Annotated in this window: 17 protein-coding genes; 16 read left to right on the top strand and 1 reads right to left on the bottom strand. The window is 72.7% G+C overall.

The window, feature by feature from the left end; translation table 11 throughout:
• The first annotated feature begins 126 nt into the window (after positions 1 to 126).
• The 12 genes from IEY93_RS23785 (at position 127) to IEY93_RS23840 (ending at position 14,710) form a co-directional block, all read left to right on the top strand.
• Positions 127 to 1,458: a hemolysin family protein gene (locus IEY93_RS23785; RefSeq protein ID WP_189165333.1), complete on the top strand. Its 1,332-nt coding sequence runs from the start codon at positions 127 to 129 to the stop codon at positions 1,456 to 1,458.
• Complete coding sequence (locus IEY93_RS23790; protein WP_189165334.1) at positions 1,455 to 2,477, top strand: hemolysin family protein; 1,023 nt, start codon at positions 1,455 to 1,457, stop codon at positions 2,475 to 2,477. The genes IEY93_RS23785 and IEY93_RS23790 overlap by 4 nt, the downstream gene beginning before the upstream one ends.
• A gap of 55 nt (positions 2,478 to 2,532) precedes the next feature.
• Positions 2,533 to 3,858 (top strand): acyltransferase family protein, encoded by a 1,326-nt coding sequence (locus IEY93_RS23795; protein WP_189165335.1) that lies wholly within the window; start codon positions 2,533 to 2,535, stop codon positions 3,856 to 3,858.
• A 172-nt stretch (positions 3,859 to 4,030) separates the two neighbouring features.
• Positions 4,031 to 5,470 (top strand): LCP family protein, encoded by a 1,440-nt coding sequence (locus IEY93_RS23800; protein WP_189165336.1) that lies wholly within the window; start codon positions 4,031 to 4,033, stop codon positions 5,468 to 5,470.
• A gap of 228 nt (positions 5,471 to 5,698) precedes the next feature.
• Positions 5,699 to 6,367 (top strand): HAD family hydrolase, encoded by a 669-nt coding sequence (locus IEY93_RS23805; RefSeq protein ID WP_189165337.1) that lies wholly within the window; start codon positions 5,699 to 5,701, stop codon positions 6,365 to 6,367.
• Between the two features lie 135 nt (positions 6,368 to 6,502).
• The gene (gnd, locus tag IEY93_RS23810; RefSeq protein WP_189165338.1) at positions 6,503 to 7,936 is read left to right on the top strand and encodes an NADP-dependent phosphogluconate dehydrogenase; all 1,434 of its coding nucleotides are present in this window, start codon (positions 6,503 to 6,505) and stop codon (positions 7,934 to 7,936) included.
• A gap of 108 nt (positions 7,937 to 8,044) precedes the next feature.
• Positions 8,045 to 8,872, top strand: a complete 828-nt coding sequence (locus tag IEY93_RS23815) for an undecaprenyl-diphosphate phosphatase (RefSeq protein WP_229691407.1) — start codon at positions 8,045 to 8,047, stop codon at positions 8,870 to 8,872.
• A 107-nt stretch (positions 8,873 to 8,979) separates the two neighbouring features.
• Positions 8,980 to 9,942, top strand: coding sequence for a 3-oxoacyl-ACP synthase III family protein (locus IEY93_RS23820; protein ID WP_189165339.1), 963 nt, complete (start codon positions 8,980 to 8,982; stop codon positions 9,940 to 9,942).
• Positions 9,943 to 9,968: 26 nt separating this feature from the next.
• Positions 9,969 to 10,718: a glycosyltransferase family A protein gene (locus tag IEY93_RS23825; RefSeq protein ID WP_189165419.1), complete on the top strand. Its 750-nt coding sequence runs from the start codon at positions 9,969 to 9,971 to the stop codon at positions 10,716 to 10,718.
• The gene (locus tag IEY93_RS23830; protein WP_189165340.1) at positions 10,715 to 11,908 is read left to right on the top strand and encodes a cytochrome P450; all 1,194 of its coding nucleotides are present in this window, start codon (positions 10,715 to 10,717) and stop codon (positions 11,906 to 11,908) included. The genes IEY93_RS23825 and IEY93_RS23830 overlap by 4 nt, the downstream gene beginning before the upstream one ends.
• Positions 11,909 to 11,975: 67 nt before the next feature.
• Entirely contained in the window at positions 11,976 to 13,697 is a 1,722-nt protein-coding gene (locus IEY93_RS23835) for an ANL family adenylate-forming protein (protein WP_229691408.1), read from the top strand.
• Positions 13,694 to 14,710: an NAD-dependent epimerase/dehydratase family protein gene (locus IEY93_RS23840; RefSeq protein ID WP_189165341.1), complete on the top strand. Its 1,017-nt coding sequence runs from the start codon at positions 13,694 to 13,696 to the stop codon at positions 14,708 to 14,710. The genes IEY93_RS23835 and IEY93_RS23840 overlap by 4 nt, the downstream gene beginning before the upstream one ends.
• Before the next feature lie 400 nt (positions 14,711 to 15,110).
• Here the strand turns inward: IEY93_RS23840 and IEY93_RS23845 are convergent, their stop codons facing one another.
• A complete protein-coding gene (locus IEY93_RS23845; protein ID WP_189165342.1) occupies positions 15,111 to 16,289 on the bottom strand; it encodes an NsdA family TPR-like regulatory protein in 1,179 nt (392 codons plus the stop codon).
• Between the two features lie 726 nt (positions 16,290 to 17,015).
• Between IEY93_RS23845 and IEY93_RS23850 the strand changes: the two genes are divergently transcribed.
• The 4 genes from IEY93_RS23850 (at position 17,016) to IEY93_RS23865 (ending at position 22,652) form a co-directional block, all read left to right on the top strand.
• Complete coding sequence (locus IEY93_RS23850; protein ID WP_189165343.1) at positions 17,016 to 17,345, top strand: hypothetical protein; 330 nt, start codon at positions 17,016 to 17,018, stop codon at positions 17,343 to 17,345.
• Between the two features lie 160 nt (positions 17,346 to 17,505).
• Positions 17,506 to 18,681, top strand: a complete 1,176-nt coding sequence (locus tag IEY93_RS23855) for a cytochrome P450 (RefSeq protein WP_229691409.1) — start codon at positions 17,506 to 17,508, stop codon at positions 18,679 to 18,681.
• A 171-nt stretch (positions 18,682 to 18,852) separates the two neighbouring features.
• Complete coding sequence (locus IEY93_RS23860; RefSeq protein WP_189165344.1) at positions 18,853 to 20,259, top strand: LCP family protein; 1,407 nt, start codon at positions 18,853 to 18,855, stop codon at positions 20,257 to 20,259.
• Between the two features lie 53 nt (positions 20,260 to 20,312).
• A complete protein-coding gene (locus tag IEY93_RS23865; RefSeq protein ID WP_189165345.1) occupies positions 20,313 to 22,652 on the top strand; it encodes a glycoside hydrolase family 95 protein in 2,340 nt (779 codons plus the stop codon).
• Positions 22,653 to 22,778 lie beyond the last annotated feature (126 nt).

Consider the following 22,778-nt stretch of genomic DNA (forward strand, 5'->3'; position numbering starts at 1 on the left):
CGGTTCCCCGGCCGGGGGTGGTCCGGGATTCCCAGCGCCCCGTCGTGCCGGTACGGTTCCCGCCAAGACCGGACACGGCGTGCAGCCTGATCTACTGGAGGAGCGGGCTGCACGGGAGGGCGACACGTGATCGTCGATCTGATCTTCCTGCTGGGCGCGCTGGCCCTGGTCATCGCGAACGGTGTCTTCGTCGCGGCGGAGTTCTCCCTGGTCACCGTGGAGCGGGGCGAGCTGCAGCGGCTCGCCGCCGCCGGCGACCGCGGGGCCCAGGGCGTCCTGGCCGCCGTGGGCAGGCTGTCCTTCCAGCTCTCCGGCGCCCAGCTCGGCATCACGATCACCTCACTCCTGCTGGGCGTGCTCGCCGAACCCGCCGTCATCGACCTGCTGCGCCTGCTGTTCGACACCATTCCCGCCCTGCCCGCGCCGGTCGGGCAGAGCATCGCCGCGGTGCTCGGCCTGCTCATCGCGACCGTGGGCCAGATGGTGCTCGGCGAGCTGGTGCCGAAGAACGCCGCCCTGTCCCGGCCGCTGGCGATCTCCCGGGTCTCCGTGCCGCCGCAGCGCGTGTTCTCCGTGGTCTTCGCCCCGCTGATCAAGGTGTGCAACGCGACGGCGAACGCCCTGGTGCGGGCGCTCGGCGCCGAGCCGCAGGACGAGCTGGCCTCGGCCCGGTCCCCCGACGAGCTGAGCCTGCTCACCAGCCTGTCCGCCGAGGCGGGCGCGATGCCCGCGACCACCGCGGCCATGCTGCGCCGGGCGCTGAGCTTCGGCGACCGGACCGCCGGCGAGGCGATGACCCCGCGCCCCGACTGCGTGACCGTGGCCGCGGCCGGCAGCGTCACCGAGTTCCTGACCCTGGCCCGGCGCGAACGCCACCTGCGGCTGCCGGTGTCCGGCGACGCCCTGGACGACATCGTCGGCGTGGCCTCGGTGGTGGACGCCTTCGCCGTCGCCGAGGACGACCGGGCGGGCACCCGCGTGGCGGCCATCATGCGGCCTCCCCTGCTGGTCCCCGAGTCGCTCGACCTGGAGACCGTCCAGGAACGCCTGTTCACGGCCGGGCGCGAGATGGCGGTCGTGGTCGACGAGTACGGCGGCTTCGCGGGCGTGGTCACCGTGGAGGACCTGGCCGAGGAGCTGATCGGCGACATCGCCGACGAGTACGACCTGCCCGAGGAGGTCTCGGCCGAGCCCGAGGGCGCCCTGCTCGCCCCCGGCTCCTCGGTGGCCGTGCCCGCGCTGCTGCGGGCGCACGAGGTCGAGGAGCGCACCGGCTTCCAGATGCCCGAGGGGCCGTACGAGACGCTCGCCGGGCTGCTGATCAGCCGCCTCGGCCGCATACCCGACCCCGGCGATCTCGCGGAGGTCTCGGGCTGGACGCTCAGGGCCGACACGGTGCGCCGCCGCCGGGTCGAGCAGATCACACTGACCGCCCCCGAGGAAGGCGAGGACCGATGACCCCGCTGGACGCCCTGGTCATCGTCCTGCTGATCGGCGCCAACGGGTTCTTCGTCGGCGCGGAGTTCGCGCTGATCGCCGCGCGCCGCACCCAGATCGAGCCGGCCGCCCGTGAGGGGTCCCGCCGGGCGCGGGCGGTGCTGGCCGCCATGGACGCCGTCCCGCTGATGCTCACCGCCGCGCAGCTCGGCGTCACCCTCGCCACGCTCGCGCTCGGCGCCGTCGGCGAGCCCGTCCTGGCCCACGCGCTGGAGCCGCTGTTCGCCGCCCTCGGCCTGCCCGAAGGGCTGGTCCATCCGACGGCGTTCGCGCTCGCCCTGCTCATCGTGGTCTCCGCGCACGTGATCATCGGCGAGATGGTGCCGAAGAACCTCGCCCTGGCGGGCCCCGACCAGGCCGCGCTGTGGCTGGTGCCCGTCCTGCGGGTCGTCGCCCGCGCCACCCGCCCGCTGCTGGTCGCGGTCAACGCCCTCACGGCCGGCGTGCTGCGGGCGCTGCGCATCCCGCAGGCCGAGGAGATCCAGACGGTCTTCACCTCCGACGAGATGCCGGCGCTCATCCAGGAGTCGCTCCGGCACCGGCTGCTCGACCGGGACGAGCACGACCGCATGATCGCCGCGCTGGGCCTCTACGCGCGCCCGGTGTCGTCGGTGATGATCCCGATCGGCCAGGTCGTCAGCGTGCCGGCCACCACCCGCGCCGCCGAGCTGCAGCGGTACGCCGGGCGGTACGGCCACTCGCGCTTCCCGGTGAGCGGCGCCGCGCCCGGGCGGCTCGGCGGCTACCTGCACGTGCTGGACGCGCTGAACGGCCACGCGCCGGACCGGCCGCTGCCCACCCGGGAGTTGCCGCACGTCGGCGAGCGGACGACGATGGCCGAGGTGCTGGCGATCATGCGCCGCCGGCGGGCGCAGCTCGCCGCGATCACCGGGGACGACGGCACGGTGACCGGCATCGTGACCCTGGAGGACGTCACCACCGGCCTGCTGCGCCACCCGCGTTCCGACAGCCCCGGTTGACCGGCCGCGGAGGCCGCTGGTTAGAGACCCCGGTCTCACGGGTAGCCTGGCGCGAATGCACGTCGCGACCCGACCGACGCCCCCTCCGTCGCCGCCCGCCGCGCCGCGCGCCTCGCGCGCACTCCGGCAGTCCTGGCTGGACGCGCTGCGCGGCGTCGCCGCCCTGATCGTCGTCTTCGAACACTCCCTGGACCCGCTGCTGCCGGAGGTCCGCGCGGCGATCAGCCCGTGGTTCGACTTCGGCCAGTACGGCGTTCTGGTGTTCTTCCTGGTCAGCGGCTATGTGGTGCCGATATCGCTGGAACGGCGCGGCAGCGTCCGTGGCTTCTGGATCACCCGGCTGTTCCGGCTGTACCCGCTGTGGGCGCTCGCGGCGGCGGCCGGCACGGTCTTCGCCGTCGCGGAGGTCTACACCCGCCTGCCGGCCCAGGCCGCCGAACGGCCGTGGACCGCGCTGCTGGCGCACCTCACCATGCTGCAGGACCTGCTCCAGGTGCCGGCCGTGATCAACGTCTTCTGGACGCTGTCGTACGAGATGGCGTTCTACCTGCTGGTGACCGCGTTCTTCGTGACCGGCGTCCGCCGTACCGGGCTCGGCGCCGCGCTGGTGTTCGCGGTGTGCGCGCCCATCGCCGGAGCCCTGCTGCCCGCGGGGCTGCTGACCAGGAACCTCGGTGAGACGACGGTGATCTGCGGCGTCGCGGTCGTGCTGGCCTTCGGCTTCGCCGCCGTGCTCGGGAAGGGGCGTGACCTGCGGCGGTGCGGCGCCGCCGCGCTCGGCGTCCTCGCGCTCGTCCTGCTGGCCGCCAACAGCAGGGTGGGCGCCTGGCAGAGCCTGGCGATCATGGCGACGATGTTCGGCGGGACGGCGCTCCGCCACCTGGAACACTCCTCGGGCGAGCGGACGAAGCGGGCCTGGGCGCTGGCGCTGGTGCCGGTGCTCTTGGTGGCCACGGCGGTCTGGCTCGGGCCGGGCTGGGGCATGTCCGAGGCCGATCAGCTCGCGTTCAAGTGGAGCTGGTCGGCCGCTCTGGCCGGAGCGTGGCTGACCTTCGCCGCCGGACTCGCTCTGCGCAACCGCGCGATCCCGCGCGCGGTGGCGTGGCTCGGGCTGGTCAGCTACTCGATCTACCTGCTGCATCCGCTGGTGCTCCAGGTGGTCCGGCGGATCACCTGGGACCCGGCGCTGCTGACGCTGGAGGAGCGGCTCTCCTGGCTGGCCACGCTGTTCGCCGTGGTGGTGGCCCTGGCCGCGCTCGCCTACCGGTACGTCGAGCGGCCCGCGCAGGAGCTGGGCCGCCGCCTCGCCGCCCGCCACGGGACGGCACCACAGCGGGACGACCCATCGGCGCGGATCCCGGTGCCCGCCGGGCGCGGATAGACCACGGGGAAAACTGCCCAATTCCTGCGAATTCCACCTAAAACCCCGACAAGGTGCTACAACTGTCACCTGCCTGGCTAGACTTGCCCACGGCTTGCCGGGCGGGTGGATCCGGTGCCTGTAGTCGGCGCGTGGCCCAGGGCCACCAGCCCTGTCCAGTTGCGTGGGGACGATGAACGGCGGGCTTGTCGATGTACACCCGACCCAGCCCGTGGACCAGTCCACCGGCTCGGCGACCGGTGGTGCGAAACGGCTGTGGAAGCCATGGCTGTGGTGCCTGGTCGCGGCGATCACCGGGGTGTCCCTGGCCGCCGGCATCACCCTGGTCGGCGCCTACACCAAGCTGAACGGCAACATCAAGCACGTCGACGTGGACGCCACCGACCTCGGCGCTCGCCCGGCGAAGGTGAGCAAGGCCCTGAACATCCTGATCGTGGGCTCCGACACCCGGGCGGGGGCCAACGTGAAGTACGGCCACCGGGAGGTCGGCGAGCGCACCGACACGATCATCCTCGCACACATGTCCCCCGACCGTGGCAACGCGCTGCTGATCAGCTTCCCGCGCGACTCGCTGGTGCAACTGCCCGCCTGCCCGCGTAAGAACGGCCTGATGGGCCAGCGCCCGCACGTCGGCATGATCAACGAGTCGTTCAACTTCGGCGGCATCGGCTGCACCTGGAAGACCATCGAGGCGCTCACCGGCATCCGCATCGACCACTTCGTGAAGGTCGACTTCACCGGCTTCAAGAGCATGGTGAACGCGCTCGGCGGCGTGGAGATCTGCGTGCCCAAGGCGATCAACGACACCAAGGCGATGCTGCACCTGCAGGCCGGCCGCCAGCTCGTCAAGGGCGAGCAGGCACTCGGGTACGTGCGGGCCCGCTACAGCCTGGGCGACGGATCCGACATCGGGCGCATCCAGCGGCAGCAGATGTTCATCGCCTCGATGGTCAAGAAGGCGATGAGCGGCGACACGCTCACCGACCCCGCCCGGCTGTTCCACTTCCTGGACGCCGCCACCCAGTCGGTCACCACCGACCGCGGGCTCACCGTGAGCGTCATGCGGGACATGCTGTCCAGCGCGCAGGGCCTGGCCGCGGGCAACATCCGCTTCGTCACCACCCCGTGGCGCTACTCGCTGACCCAGCCCGGCCGGGTGGAGTGGGTGCAGCCGCAGGCCAAGCAGCTCTTCCACCTGGTGGCCACCGATACCAAGATCAAGGGCTCGAACATCAAGACCGGCCGCCAGACCACCAAGGTGCCGAAGTCCAAGATCGAGATCGTGGTGCAGAACGGCACCTACCGCGCGGGCCTGGGCCGCCAGGTGGCCGCGGCGCTGGAGCAGCGCGGCTACACGGTGGTGCGCATCGGTGACCCCAAGGTCAAGCCGCAGGCCAAGACGACGATCAGGTACGCCACGGCCGGCCAGACCCGGGTGCCCACCCTGGCCGGCGACCTGGTGGTGTCGCGCAACCAGGCGGTGACCGGCACCACGACCGCCCGGCTCGTCCTGGTCGTCGGCGACGACTGGAAGGGCCTCAAGCCGCCCCCGGTCTCCGACCATGACGTGAAGGGCATCGACGCCACCCAGGATTCCTGCTCGGCCGCCTGACCCCCCGCGCATCCGGCCCGGCCGGCGCTCCCACCTGGCGCCCGTCCGCCCCCTTGTTCCCCGGGGCGCTCGTTGGATCACCGCCGTCCGGGGTACGGAACCGGGCGTACGCCGCGCACCGCCGCCGATCATGTCGATCACGAGCGGGCGCGGCGGGACGGCGCCGCCGGCACCCGGCCGGCGGCACGGGGGCGGGCTGGGGCCCGGCGTCACGAGGGACGGTGAACGATGCGACGCGGTGTCGTCTTCGATATCGACGGAACGCTGGTCGACACGAACTATCTGCACGTCGTCGCCTGGTGGGAGGGATTCCGGCGGCGCGGCCGGGACGTGCCCATGGTGGACGTGCACGGGGCGATCGGCCGCGCCGACCGCGCCCTGATCGACTACCTGCTGCCCGACGCCACCGACCAGGACGCCAGGGAGATCACCGAGACGCACGCCCAGCTGTACAAGCCCCGGCTGGAGGAGGTGCGGCCGCTACCCGGGGCCGGCGAGCTGATCCAGGCGGTCGCCGCGCGCGGCCTCACCGTCGTGGTCGCCACCAGCGCGCCCAAGGACGAGGCCGAGCGGCTGATCGCCATCACCGGCGCGCAGGACGCGGTCGCCGAGCTGGTCCACGCCGACGACGTGGACAGATCCAAGCCGGACGCCGAGCCCGTGCGCCGCGCGCTGGAGAAGGGCGGCCTGCGGCCCGAGAACGCCGTGATGCTCGGCGACACCCTGTGGGACATGCTCGCCGCACGCGCGGCGATGACCGGCCGGGTGGCCGTACGCTCGGGCGGCATCGACACCACCTCACTGATGGAGGGCGGTGCCGAGGCCGTTTACAAGGACTGCGAGGATCTCCTCAAGCACCTGGACGACAGCCCGATCGGACGGCTCCTCCGGCACTGACCCGGCGGTTTGTCCGGAATTGATCCGGCCGCCGGCCAGGTTACCCAGATGGCCCAGGGTGGAGGTTCCCCCTGCTCCATCGAACCGGGCGGCCACGCACGGCGTATAGCCGGATCAGAAGGAGAGTGATCGGACATGGCACAGCAAGCGGTCATCGGTGTGACAGGACTCGGCGTCATGGGCCGCAACCTTGCGCGCAACTTCGCCCGGCACGGGTACGCCGTCGCCGTGCACAACCGCACGCCCACCAAGACCAAGGCGCTGATGGAGGAGTTCGGCCACGAAGGGGACTTCATCCCGGCCGAGACCCCGCAGGAGTTCGTCGCCTCGCTGGCCCGTCCGCGCAAGATGGTGATCATGGTCCAGGCGGGCGCCTCGACCGACGCGGTGATCGACGAGTACGCCCCGCTGCTCGAACCCGGCGACATCCTGATCGACGGCGGCAACGCCCACTTCGCCGACACCCGCCGCCGCGAGCAGGCGCTGCGCGAGCGCGGCATCCACTTCGTCGGCGTCGGCATCTCCGGCGGCGAGCAGGGCGCCCTCGAAGGCCCGAGCATCATGCCCGGCGGCTCGCCGGAGGCCTACGAGTCGCTCGGCCCCATCCTGGAGGACATCGCGGCCAAGGTCGACGGCGTCCCCTGTTGCACCTACGTCGGCCCGGACGGCGCGGGCCACTTCGTCAAGATGGTGCACAACGGCATCGAGTACGCCGACATGCAGCTGATCGCCGAGGCCTACGACCTGCTGCGCAAGGCGTCGGGGATGGCCCCGGGCGAGATCGCCGAGACCTTCCGCACCTGGAACGAGGGCCGGCTCGGCTCCTACCTGATCGAGATCACCGCCGACGTGCTGTCCCACGTGGACAAGGCCACCGGCAAGCCGTTCGTGGACATCGTGCTCGACCAGGCCGAGCAGAAGGGCACCGGCCGGTGGACCGTCCAGGCCGCCCTCGACCTCGGAGTCCCGGTCACCGGCATCGCCGAGGCCACCTTCGCCCGGTCGCTGTCCGGCCACGTCGACATGCGCGGCGCCGCGCGCGGCCTCGCCGGCCCGTCCGGCGGCGGTCTCGGCAGCTCCTTCGCCGACGCGGTGGAGCAGGCGCTGTACGCCTCCAAGGTCGTCGCCTACGCGCAGGGCTTCAACGAGATCCAGGCCGGCAGCGCCGAGTACGGCTGGAACATCGACCTCGGGGCGATGGCCACCATCTGGCGGGGCGGCTGCATCATCCGGGCGAAGTTCCTCGACCGCATCCGCGAGGCGTACGAGACCGACCCGGCCACCCCGACCCTGCTGACCGACGCGCGCTTCGCCGCCGAGGTGGGCGACGCCCAGGACGCCTGGCGTGACGTCGCGGTCACCGCGACCAGGAGCGGCATCCCCGCCCCGGGCTTCGCCAGCTCGCTGGCCTACTACGACGGGCTGCGCGCCGACCGGCTGCCGGCCGCGCTCATCCAGGCGCAGCGCGACTTCTTCGGCGCCCACACCTACCGCAGGACCGACCGCGAGGGCGTCTTCCACACCCAGTGGGAGCTCGACGACCGCCCCGAGGCCCGCACCGACGCCTGACCAGGCGCGCTCCGCCCGGTCGGCCGTCCGGCCGATCATGGGAGGCCGCCGGGTCCGCTAGCCTCGCTTAGTGCGTCCCCGGCGGCCCTCCCGTGAAAGGTGTGTGCAGTGATCGGCTGGTTCGAGGCCCTCGTGCTCGGTCTGGTGCAGGGACTGACGGAGTTCCTGCCCATCTCGTCGAGCGCGCACGTCCGGGTGGTGTCGGCGTTCTTCGGCTGGCAGGACCCCGGCGCGGCCTTCACCGCGGTGATCCAGCTCGGCACCGAGGCCGCCGTGCTGATCTACTTCCGGGCACGCATCTTCGAGATCGTCTCCACCTGGACCCGCTCGCTGGTGCGGCCCGAGCTGCGCGAGGCCCCCGCGGCGCGCATGGGCTGGTACGTGATCGCGGGCAGCGTCCCGATCGGCGTGCTCGGCCTGGCCTTCCAGCACACCATCGAGACCACCCTGCGCGACCTGCGCCTGGTCGGCGCGTGCCTCATCGTCTTCGGCCTGCTGCTGGCCGTCGCCGACCGGCTGGCCCGCAACGAGCTGACCCTGGACAAGAACCTCAACCTGCCGCACGCCCTCACCTACGGCCTGGCCCAGGCGCTCGCCCTCATCCCCGGCGTCTCCCGCTCCGGCGGCACGACCGGCGCCGGCCTGCTGCTCGGCTACCGGCGCGAGGAGGCCGCGGAGTACTCCTTCCTGCTCGCCGTGCCGGCCGTGCTCATGTCGGGCGCCCTGGAGCTGTTCAAGATCGGCGAGGGGCCGGCTCCGGCATGGGGGCCCACGATCGTCGCCACCGTGGTGTCGTTCGCCGTGGGGTACGCAGCCATCGCCTGGTTCCTGCGCTACATCAGCACCCACCGCTTCACGCCGTTCATCATCTACCGCGTCCTGCTCGGCATCCTCGTCATCGCCGCCGTGACCACCAACGTCATCCCCGCCGCCTGACCCCCTCGCCCCACACGGCCGTGCATGCGAACCCCACCGTCCGCCACTGCGTCATATATCGGTAGATTCCCGCAAACGGGGCCAGTCGACCGACACGGAGGGGCGCGATGAGAGCCCGGATAGCGGGGGTGGCGGCGCATCTGCCTGAGCGCACCATGAGCAGTGCCGAGGTGGAGGCGCGCATCGAGGGGTACGTCCCGCGTCCCGGCGTCATCGAGCGGATGACCGGCATCCGGCGGCGGCACGTCGCGCCCGACGGGCAGCAGGCGTCCGACCTCGCGGTGGCCGCCGTCCGGAAGCTCGACGACCACGCGGACGCCGACCTGCTGATCTTCGCCTCGGCCTCGCAGGACATGGTCGAGCCGGCGACCGCGCACATCGTCGCGGCCAAGCTCGGCCTGTCCTGCCCGGTGTTCGACGTCAAGAACGCCTGCAACAGCCTGCTCAACGGTCTGCAGGTGGCCGACGCGCTGATCAGGACCGGAGCCCACCGCAAAGTGCTGGTCTGCACGGGCGAGATGCCCTCGCGGGCCGTCCGCTGGCGGGTCAACGACCGGACGCAGTTCGCCGACGCCTTCGCGGGCTACACGCTCTCCGACGCCGGCGCGGCGGTGCTGGTGACCGCCGACCCGCACCGCGGCATCTTCTACCGCGACTTCGCGGCGGACTCCACGGCATGGCCGATCGGCACACTGCCCGGCGGCGGCTCGGCCCACCCGCGCGACCCCGAGTACTCCTACTTCCACGGCGACGGGCGGCGGCTGAAGGAGGCGTTCGAGCTCGTCGGCCCCGACCTCTTCCTCAACGCCCTCAAACGCACCGGCCTCACCTGGGACGACTTCACGCTCGTGGCCGTCCACCAGGTGGCGCTGCCCTACCTGACCACGCTGGTCCACATGCTGGGCGTTCCCGAGGACCGCCTGGCGGTGACGCTGCCCGACCACGGCAACTGCGCCTCGGCGTCACTGCCGCTGCAACTGTGCGCCGGCGGCGCGCGTCCCGGCGACCGGGTCGCGCTGCTCGGCCTCGGCGGCGGCATCAGCCTCGGCGTGCTGTTCGCGGACCTGTGACCGGCGGGCGGAGAAGCGTGACCGGCATGGACCTGTGGGTGATCGTCCCGGCGTACAACGAGGTCAAGGGCATCGAGGCGACGCTGCGCGCCCTGGAGGAACAGGACGACCGGGACTTCACGCTGCTCGTCGTGGACAACGCGAGCACGGACGGCACGGCCGAGGCGGTGCGGGCGTACGCCGCCGCGTCATCGCTGACCGTCCACCTCGTCCAGGAAGAGCACAAGGGCACCGGCGCCGCCTCCGACACCGGCATGCGACACGCCATCGCGCAGGGGGCCACCCACCTGGCCAGGACGGACGCCGACTGCCTGCCGCGCCGCGACTGGGTACGCGCGATCAGGCGGGCCTTCGGCGACGGGCTGGAGATGGTCGGCGGCAAGCTGCGCCCGCGCAACGACGAGTTCCGGTTGAAGCTGTGGGAGCGCCGCCTCATCCCGTTCGTCGTCGAGGTCGCCGCCGCGTTCGGCCGGCTGCGCCCCGGCAACCGCGACGACGCCTATCTCGGCCCGTACGTCATGATGCCGGGCGCCACGGTCGCCCTCACCGCCTCGCTCTACGAACGCTCCGGCGGGTTCCCGCGCACCGCCATCGAGGAGGTGCACGAGGACCGCGCCCTGGTCAACCGGGTGCGCAAGGTGACCGCCGCGTACGCCTCGCGGCGGGACGTCGTGGTGTACGGCTCGGTGCGCCGCCTGCGCGCGTACGGCCTGGCCGGCACCCTCGCCTGGTACGCCGACCACCACTACCGCCCCGAGGTCGTGGACGTCCGATGACCTCCGCCCGCCGCTGCCGGCCAGGGCAGGAGGCGCGGTTGTATCTGGCCGCGCATCCGGTCGCCTATCCGCTGATGCGGCTGCTCGCCCGGTGCGGCCCGGTGGTGCGGGTGCCCGGCCTCGGCGTCGTGGTCAACGACGCGGCCACGGCGCGCGCCGTGCTGCTGGACGAACGCTTCCGCAAGGACGGCCCCGGTTCGCCCGGCGACCTGTGGACGCCCGTACTCGGCCCGTCCGTGCTGCTCAACATGGAGGGCGAGGCGCACGCGGCGCTGCGCCGCAGGCTCGCCCCCCTCTTCGCCCCCGCCACGGTCGGCGCGCTGGTGTCGCAGGTGCTCGCCGCGCCGCTCGCGGACCTGTCCGCGCGGCTGGGACGCGGCGAGACGGTCGACCTCGCCGACGAGATGCGGCTCATGGCCGGCGCGGTCATCTGCCGGGTGATCGGCATGGGCGAGGTCTCCGCGACCGAGGCGCGCGCGCTCTTCGCCGAGGGCGAGCGCGTGGTGTCCATGGTGTCGCTGCGCTCGCGCCGCCTGTCGGAACCGCAGATCGCCGCCGCCCGCGAAGTGCTGGACCGGGTGGGCGACATCGCCGCGGCCGCCTACGCGCGGGGCGATGAGACCACGGTCATGGGCCGCATGCGTTCCCTCGGCCTGTCGGAGGCCGAGGCGCGGGGCGCGGCGGGCGCGTTCTTCCTCACCGGCACCGAGACCGTGGCCACGTTCGTCCCCCGGCTGGTCGCGCTGCTGCACGACGCGGGCCTGCACCCGGACGGGCCGCAGGAACTGGACCGGGCGATCGAAGAGGCGATGCGGATCACCACCCCGACACCGGTCATGCTGCGCTCGGTGGCCACCCCCGCGCGGGTCGGCCGGGTGCCGGTACGGCCGGGCGACCGGGTGCTCATCGTCACGCACAACTGCGCCCGCGCCTACGGCCCGTTCGACCCGCACCGGCCGCACCCGCCGGAGCTGCGCCACCTGTGGTTCGGGGCCGGGCCGCACTTCTGCGTCGGCTACCCGCTGGCGCTGGCCGAGATCCGCGCCGTGGCCGCCGCGGTCCTCGCCCACCCCGTCCGCGTCACCGCCCGCCGCCCCGCCCGCAGAGTGCTCATCCCCGCCTACCGCCACCTGTGGATCACCGCGGCCCGCCCCGCCACCACGTCCGTGCCCACCCGGCCGGCCGCATGACCACGTCGAAGCGCCGCCCAGCGGGACCCCGGGTGCGCCCCCGACCCGAGAAGATCGGAGCGACCAGGTGAAGGACGTCGTCACCGAGGTGCTCGACGCAGCGGCGGGTGCCCCGCGCCATGTCGCGATCATCGACCAGCGCGGCGCGCGCCTGACGTACGGCGAGCTGGAGCGCCGGGTCCGCGCCGGGTCCGAGGCCATGGCGGGCCTGCGGCCGGGCGAGGCGGTGCTCTTCGCCACCCGGCCCGGTCCGGACGCCGTGGTCCTGGCGCTGGGAGCCGTCGCGGCCGGCGGGATGCTCGTCCTGGTCGATCCCGGCCTGGCCCCCGAGGTGGCGGCCGGGCGGCTGGCCCTGGCGCCCCCGTCCTGGGTGGTCGCCGACGCGCTCGCCTACACCCTGAGCGGGCCGCTGCGCGGCCTGGCCCGCCGCCGGGGGCTCACGCTGCCCCGGCTCGCCGAGCCGATTCCCGGCCGTGCGGTGCGGCACCTGTACGCGGGCCGGTGGCTGCCCGGCGTCCCCCGCGGCGCCCTCGCCCTGCACTCCCTGCCCGGCTACCAGGCCCCACCCCACACCCCGGCAGCCCTCTCTGGTGCTGAATCACCCCACGCCCGGACAGCACCCCACGATCCGGCGGTCCCGCATGGTCCGGCGGCAGCCCACGATCCGACAGCGCCCTACGACCCGGCGGCAGGCCACCGCCTGGGAACGGCGCAGACCCCTACGCCGCCGTACCTCCATGCAGAGCACCGTGACGACCCCGATGGGCGGCATCGCCCACCCACAGCCGCCCCGTCCCGGCCTGGCAGCGCCGTCCTGGGCGAGCAGCCGGCCGTGGTGGTGTTCACTTCGGGGACGACCGGACGGCCGCGCGGCGTCGTGCACACCCGGGGGTCGCTCGCCGAGGGCTCGGCGCTCTTCCGCTCCGCGGTCCCGCTGGCCCCCGGCGACGTCGTGCACACCGACCAGCTCATGCTGGGCCTGCCCGCCCTCATGGCCGGTGCCACCTGGTCACTGCCCGGCGGGCGGCCGTTCGCCCGGGAAGTGGCCGAACGGGAGGCCACCCACGCCTTCTGCGTCCCGGTGCGGCTCGACCGCATCCTGCGGGAGGACCCCCGGCTGCCGGACACCCTGCGCCACCTGCTGCTCGGCACGGCCCCCTCCCCGCCCGCCGTACTGCGCCGCGCCCGCGCCGCCGCCCCGCGCGCCGACATCCGCTCGGTGTACGCGATGACCGAGGCACTGCCGATCGCCATCGCGACCGCGGAGGAGAAGCTGGCCTGCCCGGAGGGGGACCTGCTCGGCACGCCGCTACCGGGAGTCGCCGCCCGGATCGCCGACGACGGGGAACTGCACGTCTCGGGTCCGCAGCTCGCCCGCGGCTACCTCGGTGAGCCGCCGCTGCGCGAGGTCGCCACCGGTGACCTGGCCCGTCTCGACGAGCACGGCCGGTTGGTCCTGCTCGGCCGCAAGAAGGACATGATCCTCCGGGACGGGGTGAACATCTACCCGGGCCTGTACGAGCCGGCGCTGGCCGCGCTGCCCGGGGTGGCGGAGGCCGCGATCGTCGGCGTCACCGACCCGGCGACCGGCGACGAGGAGGTCGTGCTCGCCGTGCGTCCCGACGACGGGTTCGACCCGGCCGCGCTGCGCCGCGCCGTACCCGGCCTGGTGGACGCCGGGGCGCTGCCCGACCGGGTCGCGGTCCTCGATGCCTTCCCCCGTACGGGCCGGACCGACAAGCTCGACCGCGCCCGCCTGCGCGCCGCGGTCGCTCGTGGGCGGCCATGAAGGTCGCGGTCACCGGGGCGTCGGGGTTCGTCGGCGGCGCCGTGTGCCAGGCCGCCGCGGCGGCCGGGTGGGAGGTTCACGCCTTCGGCCGCCGCCCCCGCGCGGCTCTCGGCACGACGGAAGCGGCCGTGACGCCGTCGCACGGACGGTCCGGCAGGGCCGGCCGGTTCGGCGTCGGCCGGTCGCGCGGCGGCCTCGCCGTCGCGGCGACCATGGCGGCGTCGTACCGCTCCTGGGACATCACCCGGCCACCGCCGGACGACCTGCCCGAGGTGGACGCGGTGATCCACTGCGCGGGCACCGTGACCGACTGGGGCCCGTCCCGGGAGTTCTTCGAGGTCAACGCGCACGGCACGCTACGGGTACGGCAGGCCTTCCCCGGCGCGCGGTTCGTCCACGTGAGCACGGCCAGCGTGTACGACCCGCTGCGCCCCACGGTGATGGCCCGCGAGGACGAGTGCCACGCGGCGCGGTACGTCAACGCCTATGGCGCTTCGAAGGCCCTGGCCGAGCGATTGGTGCGGGACACGGCCGTGGTGCTCAGGCCGCACGCGATCTACGGCCCTGGTGACCGTACCCTGCTGCCCCGGCTGCTCGGCGCGGTACGCGGCGGCCGGCTGTGGGCGGTCGGCACCGGACGTCAGCGCATCAGCCTGACCTCGGTCGGCAACCTGGCACAGGCATGCCTGCAGGCCGCCGCCGGCCCGGTGGAGACCGGGGTGTTCAACGTGACCGACGCCGACCCCGTCGTCCTGGACGACGCCCTGCGCGCCTTCCTGCGTGAACGAGGCGTCGCCGCCCGCCCGGCCTACCTGCCCGCCGCCGTCGCCGGGCCGCTGGCCGCGGTCGCCGAGACCGCCTTCCACACGCTCGGCCGCTCCCGCCCGCCGCGCCTGACCCGGTACGGCGTCGGCCACCTCGCCGTGGAGCGCACCCTCGACATCACCGCCGCCCGCCACCACCTCGGCTACCGCCCCACCCCCACGTCCTTCCAAGGAGCCGCCACCTGGTGAGCCGGAACCGGGAGCGCTGTCATCCGCCACCTGCTCGGTAGGGTCTGGTGCACTGCCTGCTCGCTTGATTGACTGGCGCCGTGCTGACCTCCCGGCGCTCAACCGCGTCTTCTGGACGAGCTTTAGCAAAGTTGATCATGATAACGCTGCTGATGGGCGTCGTGCTCGCGATGGGCATGTGGTGGTTGCTGGCAGGGGGATGGAACGCCCTGCTGGATGCGCTGCCGATATGGCTACCGCATACCCGCTCCTAGCCACGAACCTCGACGCATGAGGTGCTACTCATCCTGAGCAGGGGCTCTCTCTGATGAGGTGCCCGCGCGGCGGTGGGCACGTCACTCGGCCTGTAGTCGCTGCCAAGCCGGCTCTGCAGGCTCGGGGCCGCCATGAGCGGAAGCGATCACCGTGGTCGCGGGTGGGTGGGGCCGCACAGTTCCCGGTATGCCTCGCGTAGCTCAGCCACCTCGGGGAGGTGACGGGTTTCCACTGCGCTGATCACCTCGGCTGCTCGCCAGTAGTTCGACGGCACCAGAAGCCCGCTCGTGATCGCGGTGAGGGTCAGGTGCCCGGCCTCGTCGGGCTGATCGGCGGCCAGTAGCGCCAGGGCGAGATCAAGCCGGGCGGACACGGCCCGGCGGGGCCGGGGCGGGCCGTCGGTCGTGGACTGGAGCCGGGCGAGCACACCACGGGCGTACGGCTCGGCCGCGGGGTCACCGAGCCAGGACAGCGTGGTGGCGGTGTAGGCGTCCGACTTGGCGGGGTCGTACCGGTAGTGATGTTCGGGCCGGTCCGGAGTCGGCAGGGGAGCGACCAGGCGGGCCACCCGGTCGAGCGTCTCGCGTGTCTCCCGTGCCGCGCCGAGCCGAGCCCACGCCCGGCCTTCCTGGGCAGTCGCCTGGATGTAGGCGGAGCCGCCCTTGGGCGCGACCCGTTGCGCGGCCTGGGCTAGATCGAGTGCGTGCTGGTGGTCCCCGGCGGTGAGCACCTGCCACGCCTGGGTCTCCAGGCACCACGCGGCGATCTCGGGGTAGTCGGCGTGTTTGGCCAGATGAGCGGCCGTACGCAGCCGGGCACCGCCAGCGGAGAACTGGTGAAGATCTATGTGGCAGGTCGCGGCGAGCAGTGAGAGCCAGCCACCCACGACGAGGAGACGCCGGTGTTCGTCAAGGGTCTTGCGCGCGTCCAGCAACTGAAACACATATCTCAGGTGGCGGCGTACCCGGACGAGCAGCTCGCCCGGCGGCGTACCCGGATAGGCGATCGCCAGCTCATCGACGGCCAGTTCCAACCGCTCGATCGTCTCGCGGCCGATGTCGCTTGCCTCGATCCGCCGCGCCAGCTCAAGCGCCTCCAGTTCGTCGTCAGAACCGCCCACCGTCGTGACCTCGGCCGCTCCGGCGAACAACTCCTCGGCCGGAACACCGAACACCCGGCTGTACAACTCGGTGTACAACTCACCGGGTCGGTGTTCGCCGGCCTCCCACGCCCTGATCATGCGGCGAAGACTTTCGCCGGTCGGCAGCCGCTCGCGGGTGCGCTCATCGGCCGCCTCTCGCAGCCGGGCGGCCGTGTCCTTCAAGGACCAGAGGCGATCACAACGCTCAGCACGAAGCCGAGCGGCCCACCCCGGAAGCATGTTCATCGCCGCGTGCCACCTCTCGGGGGGAACGAGGATATCCGCCTGCCTCCTCCAGTCTCCCCTTCCGTAGCCCGAACGCGCACGGTTGTGATGGACCTGCCAGGTAAAAACGCGGGCCCGCCCGGCGCTGCACACGACCGGACGGGCCCTTGATCAGGAATCGAGGTCCTGACCCGTGTCCAACCCTAGGACCATTCGGGCGATTCGGATTCGGTGGCGGAGGGATGCGCCGCCTTTGCCGTTGGGGTGCCGGTGGTGTGGTCATCCGCCCTACGACCACCGGGCGCACACCCTTCCGCATCGGCGGCACCACCAGTGGGAGCAGCCCACCGCCGCGCAGATGCGCGCACGGCTGGACGCCCGGCGGCGCCTCGGCGGCTGCGACCACCCGCCCGCCGTCCCCGTCCGTCCCATCGCCGTACGCTCCGCCGGTTTCACCCGTCCTCTCGCCGATTCCGCCGCTCGCGACCGGTCTGCGGCTCTCACCCGGCCCCGGGCTGAGCCTGCCGTCGCCATCGGTTCCGCCACGTCGGCGCGTATCCGTACGCCTCATCCGCCGGGGGTCACGCCATCCGGTGAGTACGCCGCCGCGATTCCGCCGGGTCGTCGCCGAGACCCGGACCGAATTGTGGACAGGCGGCGTGCCTACCACCTGGGAGCGGGACGGTGAGCCGGGCGACCGAAGGCCGGCGGGAGGAGCCGCCGACGTTGTGGATGTGGGAAGCCGACGCACCTGACGGGAACGGCGTATGCGGGGTGACCGACGTACGCGAGACCGCCCACCGGGAACTGCTCGCCGCGCTGGAGGCCATGCCGGTGCGCAGCCAGGGCACCATCCGCACCGCCCGGCTCGACCCATACGCGCACCCCTACCCCTGCTATGACTACGGCCTGGTTCTGGTGGACGCCTATCGGGACGAGGTCACCGGCGCGATCGTCCTGCGGTCCGCGCTCCGGCGGCCGGCTCGGTCCGCCCATGGGGACGGTGCATCATGACGGGCGTCCTTTGGGCTGATCACCCGCGCGCGGTCAGAGGTTGGTGATCACTATGTGTCATGACTTGTCTTGACTGTGGGCATTGCGGGATCGGCGCTCGGGTGCGAACGTCGAAAGGACCGTTCGCAAAGGGGAGCGAACCGACGGAGGGACCCCGACTGTGTCCGATCTGCCGCAGATGCCGTTCCAGCGGAACAACGCGCTCGACATCTCGCCGACCTACCGGGAGCTGCGCAAGGAAGGGCCGATCAGCAGGGTACGCACCCAGACCGGCGGCGAGGCGTGGCTGGTGACCGAGTACGAGATGGTCCGGCGGTTACTCGCCGACGAGCGGCTCGGCCGCTCACACCCCGACCCGGACTCGGCGACCCGGGTGTCGGGGTCGGCGCTGATGGGTGGTCCCTCGGGGGACTACGCCACCGAGAAGGAGCGGCACCAGCGGATGCGCAAGCTCCTGACGCCCGCGTTCTCGGCCCGGCGGATGAAGGCGCTGTCGGGCCACGTCCAGGAGCTGGTCAGCGGGCTGCTGGACGAGATGGCGGAGAAGACGCCGCCGCTCGACCTGCACGAGAACTTCTCCTTCCCGCTGCCGGTGCTGGTGATCTGCGAGTTGCTCGGCGTGCCGTTCGAGGACCGCGAGCACTTCCGGGCGCTGTCGGACGGCATCTCCATCACGACGGACCCCGCGGCGTCGGCGGCGGCGCTGGAGAAGTTCAGCGCCTACATCCTGGAGCTGGTGAACCGCAAGCGCGCGCACCCGGCGGAGGACGTGCTGTCGGATCTCGCGCACATGGAGGCCGACGACCAGGAGATCTCCCGGCTGGGGGCGGGCCTGCTGTTCGCCGGGCACGAGACCACGGTCAACAGTATCGACTTCGGCGTGGTGTATCTGCTGCGCGACCTCGCCCAGCGCGACGCCGTGGTGGCCGATCCCTCCGTGGTGCCGCAGGTGGTGGAGGAGATCCTGCGGATCGCCTCCCCGTCCGACCACGGCCTGGTGCGGTACGCCAAGGCCGACGTGGAGGCGGGGGAGGTGACCATCCGCGCCGGGGAGCCGGTGATCATCATCTCCGCGGCGGCGAACCGGGACGAGAACGTCTTCGCCGAGCCGGAGGTGTTCGACGCGCACCGCTCGCAGCCCGAGCCGCACATCGCCTTCGGGTACGCGCAGCACTACTGCATCGGGGCGAACCTGGCCAGGGTCGAGCTGAACGAGGTCTTCGGCACGCTGTTCCGGCGGTTCCCGACGATGGAACTGGCGGTGCCGGCAGAGGAGCTGCGGCTGCGGGAGGGCAGGCTGACCGGGGGCCTGATGGAGGTGCCGGTCACCTGGTGACCTGCTGATGGGCGCGGGTCCCGGTCACCTTCCATCACGTTCCGGACATCTTCCCACCTCAGACCGCTTCTCCGGTGTGTCGCGACGCCGGAGCGGAGATCACGGCGTGCACCGTTACTAACCTGTGATCATCTGCTGGTGAGGTGACGATCCCCGGAAGGCGCGATACCGATGAGAGGTGAACCGGGCCCGCGACCGCTGAGCGCCACTCTCGGGCTCACCCTCGCGTCGGCGCTGGTGTGGGGTCTCGCCCACCTGCGCGCCGGACGGCGGACGGCCGGCGTCGTGCTGCTGTCGGTGTACGGGACGCTGCTCGCGGTCGGGACGGCGGCGGCCACGGTGCTGCGCCCGGAGGCGCTCGGCCTGCTGGCCCGGCCGGGCCGGCTGGCGGGGGTGGCCGTCGCGACGGTGCTGGCCGGCCTGTGGTGGGCGGCCCTGATCGTCGCGTCCTACCGGGTGCTGCGCCCGTCCCCGCTCACCGGCGTCCGACACGCCCTGGCGCGGGGCGTCGTGGGGCTGATGTGCGCCGCGGTCCTGCTGCCCTCGTTCTACGCCGCCCGCCTGGCCTATGTGGGCCGCGAGGTGGTGACCACGGTGTTCGCCGAGCGCGGCGCTGCGGCCGACGCCGACCCCTGGCGGGGCAGGCACCGGGTGAACATCCTGCTCCTGGGTGCGGACGCGGCGCCCTCGCGGCCGGGGGCGCGCACCGACAGCATGTCGGTGGCGGCCGTCGACACCAGGAGCGGTCGCACGGTGCTGTTCAGCCTGCCCCGCAACCTGCAGCACGTGCCGATGCCCGAGGGGCCGGCGCGGCGGATGTTCCCCTTCGGCTTCACCGGGGACGGCATCCCGGGCCGGCCCGCGCTGCTCAACGAGGTGTACCAGTGGGCCGAGGACCATCCGGCGATGGTGCCGGGCGTCCCTGCCGGGCGGCGCGGGCCCGAACTGCTCAAGCGCACCATCGGCGGCATCCTCGGTCTCCCCATCGACTACTACGCGATGGTGGACATGAAGGGCTTCGCGCGCATCGTCGACGCGACCGGCGGCGTGACGGTGACCGTCAAGCACGACATCCCGTACGGGCTGGAGGGCGGCGTGCTGCGGGCGGGCACCCGGCGGCTCTCCGGCCAGGAGGCTCTCTGGTTCGGCCGGTCCCGGTCCGACGGCGACGACTACATCCGCATGGGACGGCAGCGGTGCCTGCTGGACGCGATGGCCCGCCAGGCCGATCCGTTCACGGTGCTCAGGAGCTTCGAACGGCTCGCTGATGCGGCAAAGCGCTACATATCTACAGATATCCCCCAAGAATCACTTCCCGCGTTCATCGCTCTCTCCTCGAAGATTAAGGACGCACGCCTCGAAAGCGTGCAATTCGTGCCGCCGCTCATCAACACGGCCGCCCCCGACTGGGCGCTGATCAGAGAGAAGGTCTCGGCCGCGACCGGCGCGCCACCGGCCTCGGCCCACAGGGCACGGGGCGATCGGGACGCCGGGGACGCGCGTTCGCCGGAGCCGTCCCCGGGCCCGACCACGCCCTTTCCTGCGGAACAAGTACCACTTAACGCTTCTTGTAACTGAATTCCATATGCCCTGGTTAAGATGCGGTTGATCACCACGCTGATCGGGGAGACATGCTGAGCCTGTGGTACGACCGGCCCGCGGACGGGGCGGATGAGCACGACGCATGGGAACGGCAGGCACTGCCCATCGGCAACGGCAGACTCGGCGCGATGGTCTTCGGGCGGCTCGGCACCGAACGGCTCGCCCTCAACGAGAGCACCCTGTGGACCGGCGGCCCCGGATCGAAGGACGCCGGGCCCGACGGGTACCGCCACGGCGACTGGCCCGCCCCCCGGCCCGGCGTGCTGGCCGAGACCAGGCGGCGCATCGCCGAGGAGGGCCGCATCGCCCCGGCCGAGGCCGCCCATCTGCTCGGCGACGTCGCCGCCATGGACGGGCACATCCCCGGCTTCGGCGCCTACCAGCCGTTCGGCGACCTCCTGCTCGACATCTCCGTCCCGGACGCCGAAGACCCCGCGGGCCGTACCACGGCCGGCGGAGTCACGGGGTACCGCCGGGAGCTCGATCTCGCCACCGCGGTCGCGACGGTGGGCTACACGGCCGCCGGGGTGCGCTTCACCCGCGAGCACTTCGCGAGCAACCCCGCCCAGGTGCTCGTCGTCCGGCTGACCGCCGACCGCCCCGGGCAGGTGTCCCTGACGGTGCACCTGGTCCCCGGCCCGTCGAGCACGCCGCCGGACATCTCGGTCACCGCGGGGCGGATCACCATGCGCGGGGCGCTGGACGACAACGGGCTGCGCTACGAGGGGCAGGTCCAGGTGACCTGCGAGGGCGGCACCCGCACCGACGGGGCCGAGACGGTCGGCGTCCAGGGAGCGGACGCCGTGACGCTGGTCTTCGCCGCCGGCACCGACTACGCCCAGGAGCACCCGCACTACCGGGGACCGCACCCGCACGCGACGGTGACGGCCCAGGTGGAGCGGGCGTCCGCGCGCGGGTACGCCGAGGTGCGCGCCGAGCACATCGCCGACCACCGGGGGCTGTTCGACCGCGTCCGGCTCGACATCGGCGCGGGCCGCGGGCCGCTGCAGCCGACCGACCGCGCGCTCGCCGCGTACGGCCGGGAGGGCTCCGATGACCGGGCGCTGGAGACGCTGCTGTTCGCCTACGGCCGTTACCTGCTGATCGCCTCCTCCCGGGAGGACTCGCCGCTGCCGGCCAACCTGCAGGGCCTGTGGAACGACAGCCCGGCGCCACCGTGGAACTGCGACTGGCACACCAACGTCAACCTGCAGATGAACTACTGGCCGGCCGAGGTGACCGCGCTCCCCGAGTGCACCGGCCCGCTGCTGCGCTTCGTCGAGGCGCTGCGCGTCCCGGGCAGGCGCACCGCCGCGAGCATGTTCGGCGCGCCGGGCTGGGTGGTGCACTCGGCCACCAATCCGTTCGGCTTCACCGGCGTCCACGGCTGGCCCACAGCGTTCTGGTTCCCCGAGGCGGCGGCCTGGCTCACCCAGCACCTGTACGAGCGCTACCTGTTCGGCCAGGACCTCGGCCACCTTCGCGATCACGTCTACCCGGTGCTGCGGGAGGCGGCGGAGTTCTGGCTGGACACGCTGGTGGAGGACGGCGGCCTGGTGGTGTCGCCCAGTCACTCGCCCGAACACGGCCCGTTCTCGGCGGGCGCCGCGGCCTCCCAGCAGATCGTGTGGGACCTGCTGGCCAACACCGTCGAGGCGGCCGACCACCTGGGCCTGGACCCCGGGTACCGCATCCTGAAGGCGCTCGGCGAGCTGGACGAGGGCCTGCGCGTCGGGGCGTCCGGCCAGTTGCAGGAGTGGCGGGCAGACTGGGACGACCCGAGTGACACGCACCGGCACCTCTCCCACCTTTTCGCCCTGCACCCGGGCCGGCGCATCCACCCCTGCACGGAGTTCGGCGAGGCGGCGCGGGTCACGCTGGAGTGGCGCGGCAACGGCGGCCCCGGCTGGAGCCGGGCGTGGAAGGTCAACCTGTGGGCGCGGCTGCTCGACGGGGAACGGGCGCACCACCTGCTGGGCGAGCAGCTCAGGCACGGCACGCTGCCCAATCTGTGGAGCACCCATCCGCCGTACCAGATCGACGGCAACCTCGGCACGACGGCGGGCATCGCCGAGATGCTGCTGCAGAGCCACACCGGGGTGATCGACGTGCTTCCGGCGCTGCCGCCGGCGTGGCCGTCCGGCTCGTTCGACGGGCTGCGCGCCCGCGGCGGGCACACGGTGGGCGCGTCCTGGCGGGACGGCGAACTGACCGAGGTGCGGGTCATGCCCGATCGCGACGGCGAGGTCCGGCTGCGCAACCCGGCCTTCCTCAACGGCTGCCGGACCCCGGTCCCGTGCCTGGTCGAGGGGGACGCCGTCTCCTTCCCCGCCACGGCGGGCCGCGCGTACCGCGTCACCGCCGGCTGATCCCCGGGCCGACCGCCGGAGACACGAACCGGTAACGACCTTTTCGCCGTACCCATCCTCGGCTTGACAGCGTGTCCGGCATGCCGTCTTATTGCACTCAACCGACTTATTAAGTAGGAATTAGGG

Origin of the sequence: Sphaerisporangium melleum (assembly GCF_014646695.1) — a bacterium.
Taxonomy (GTDB): Bacteria; Actinomycetota; Actinomycetes; order Streptosporangiales; family Streptosporangiaceae; genus Sphaerisporangium; species Sphaerisporangium melleum.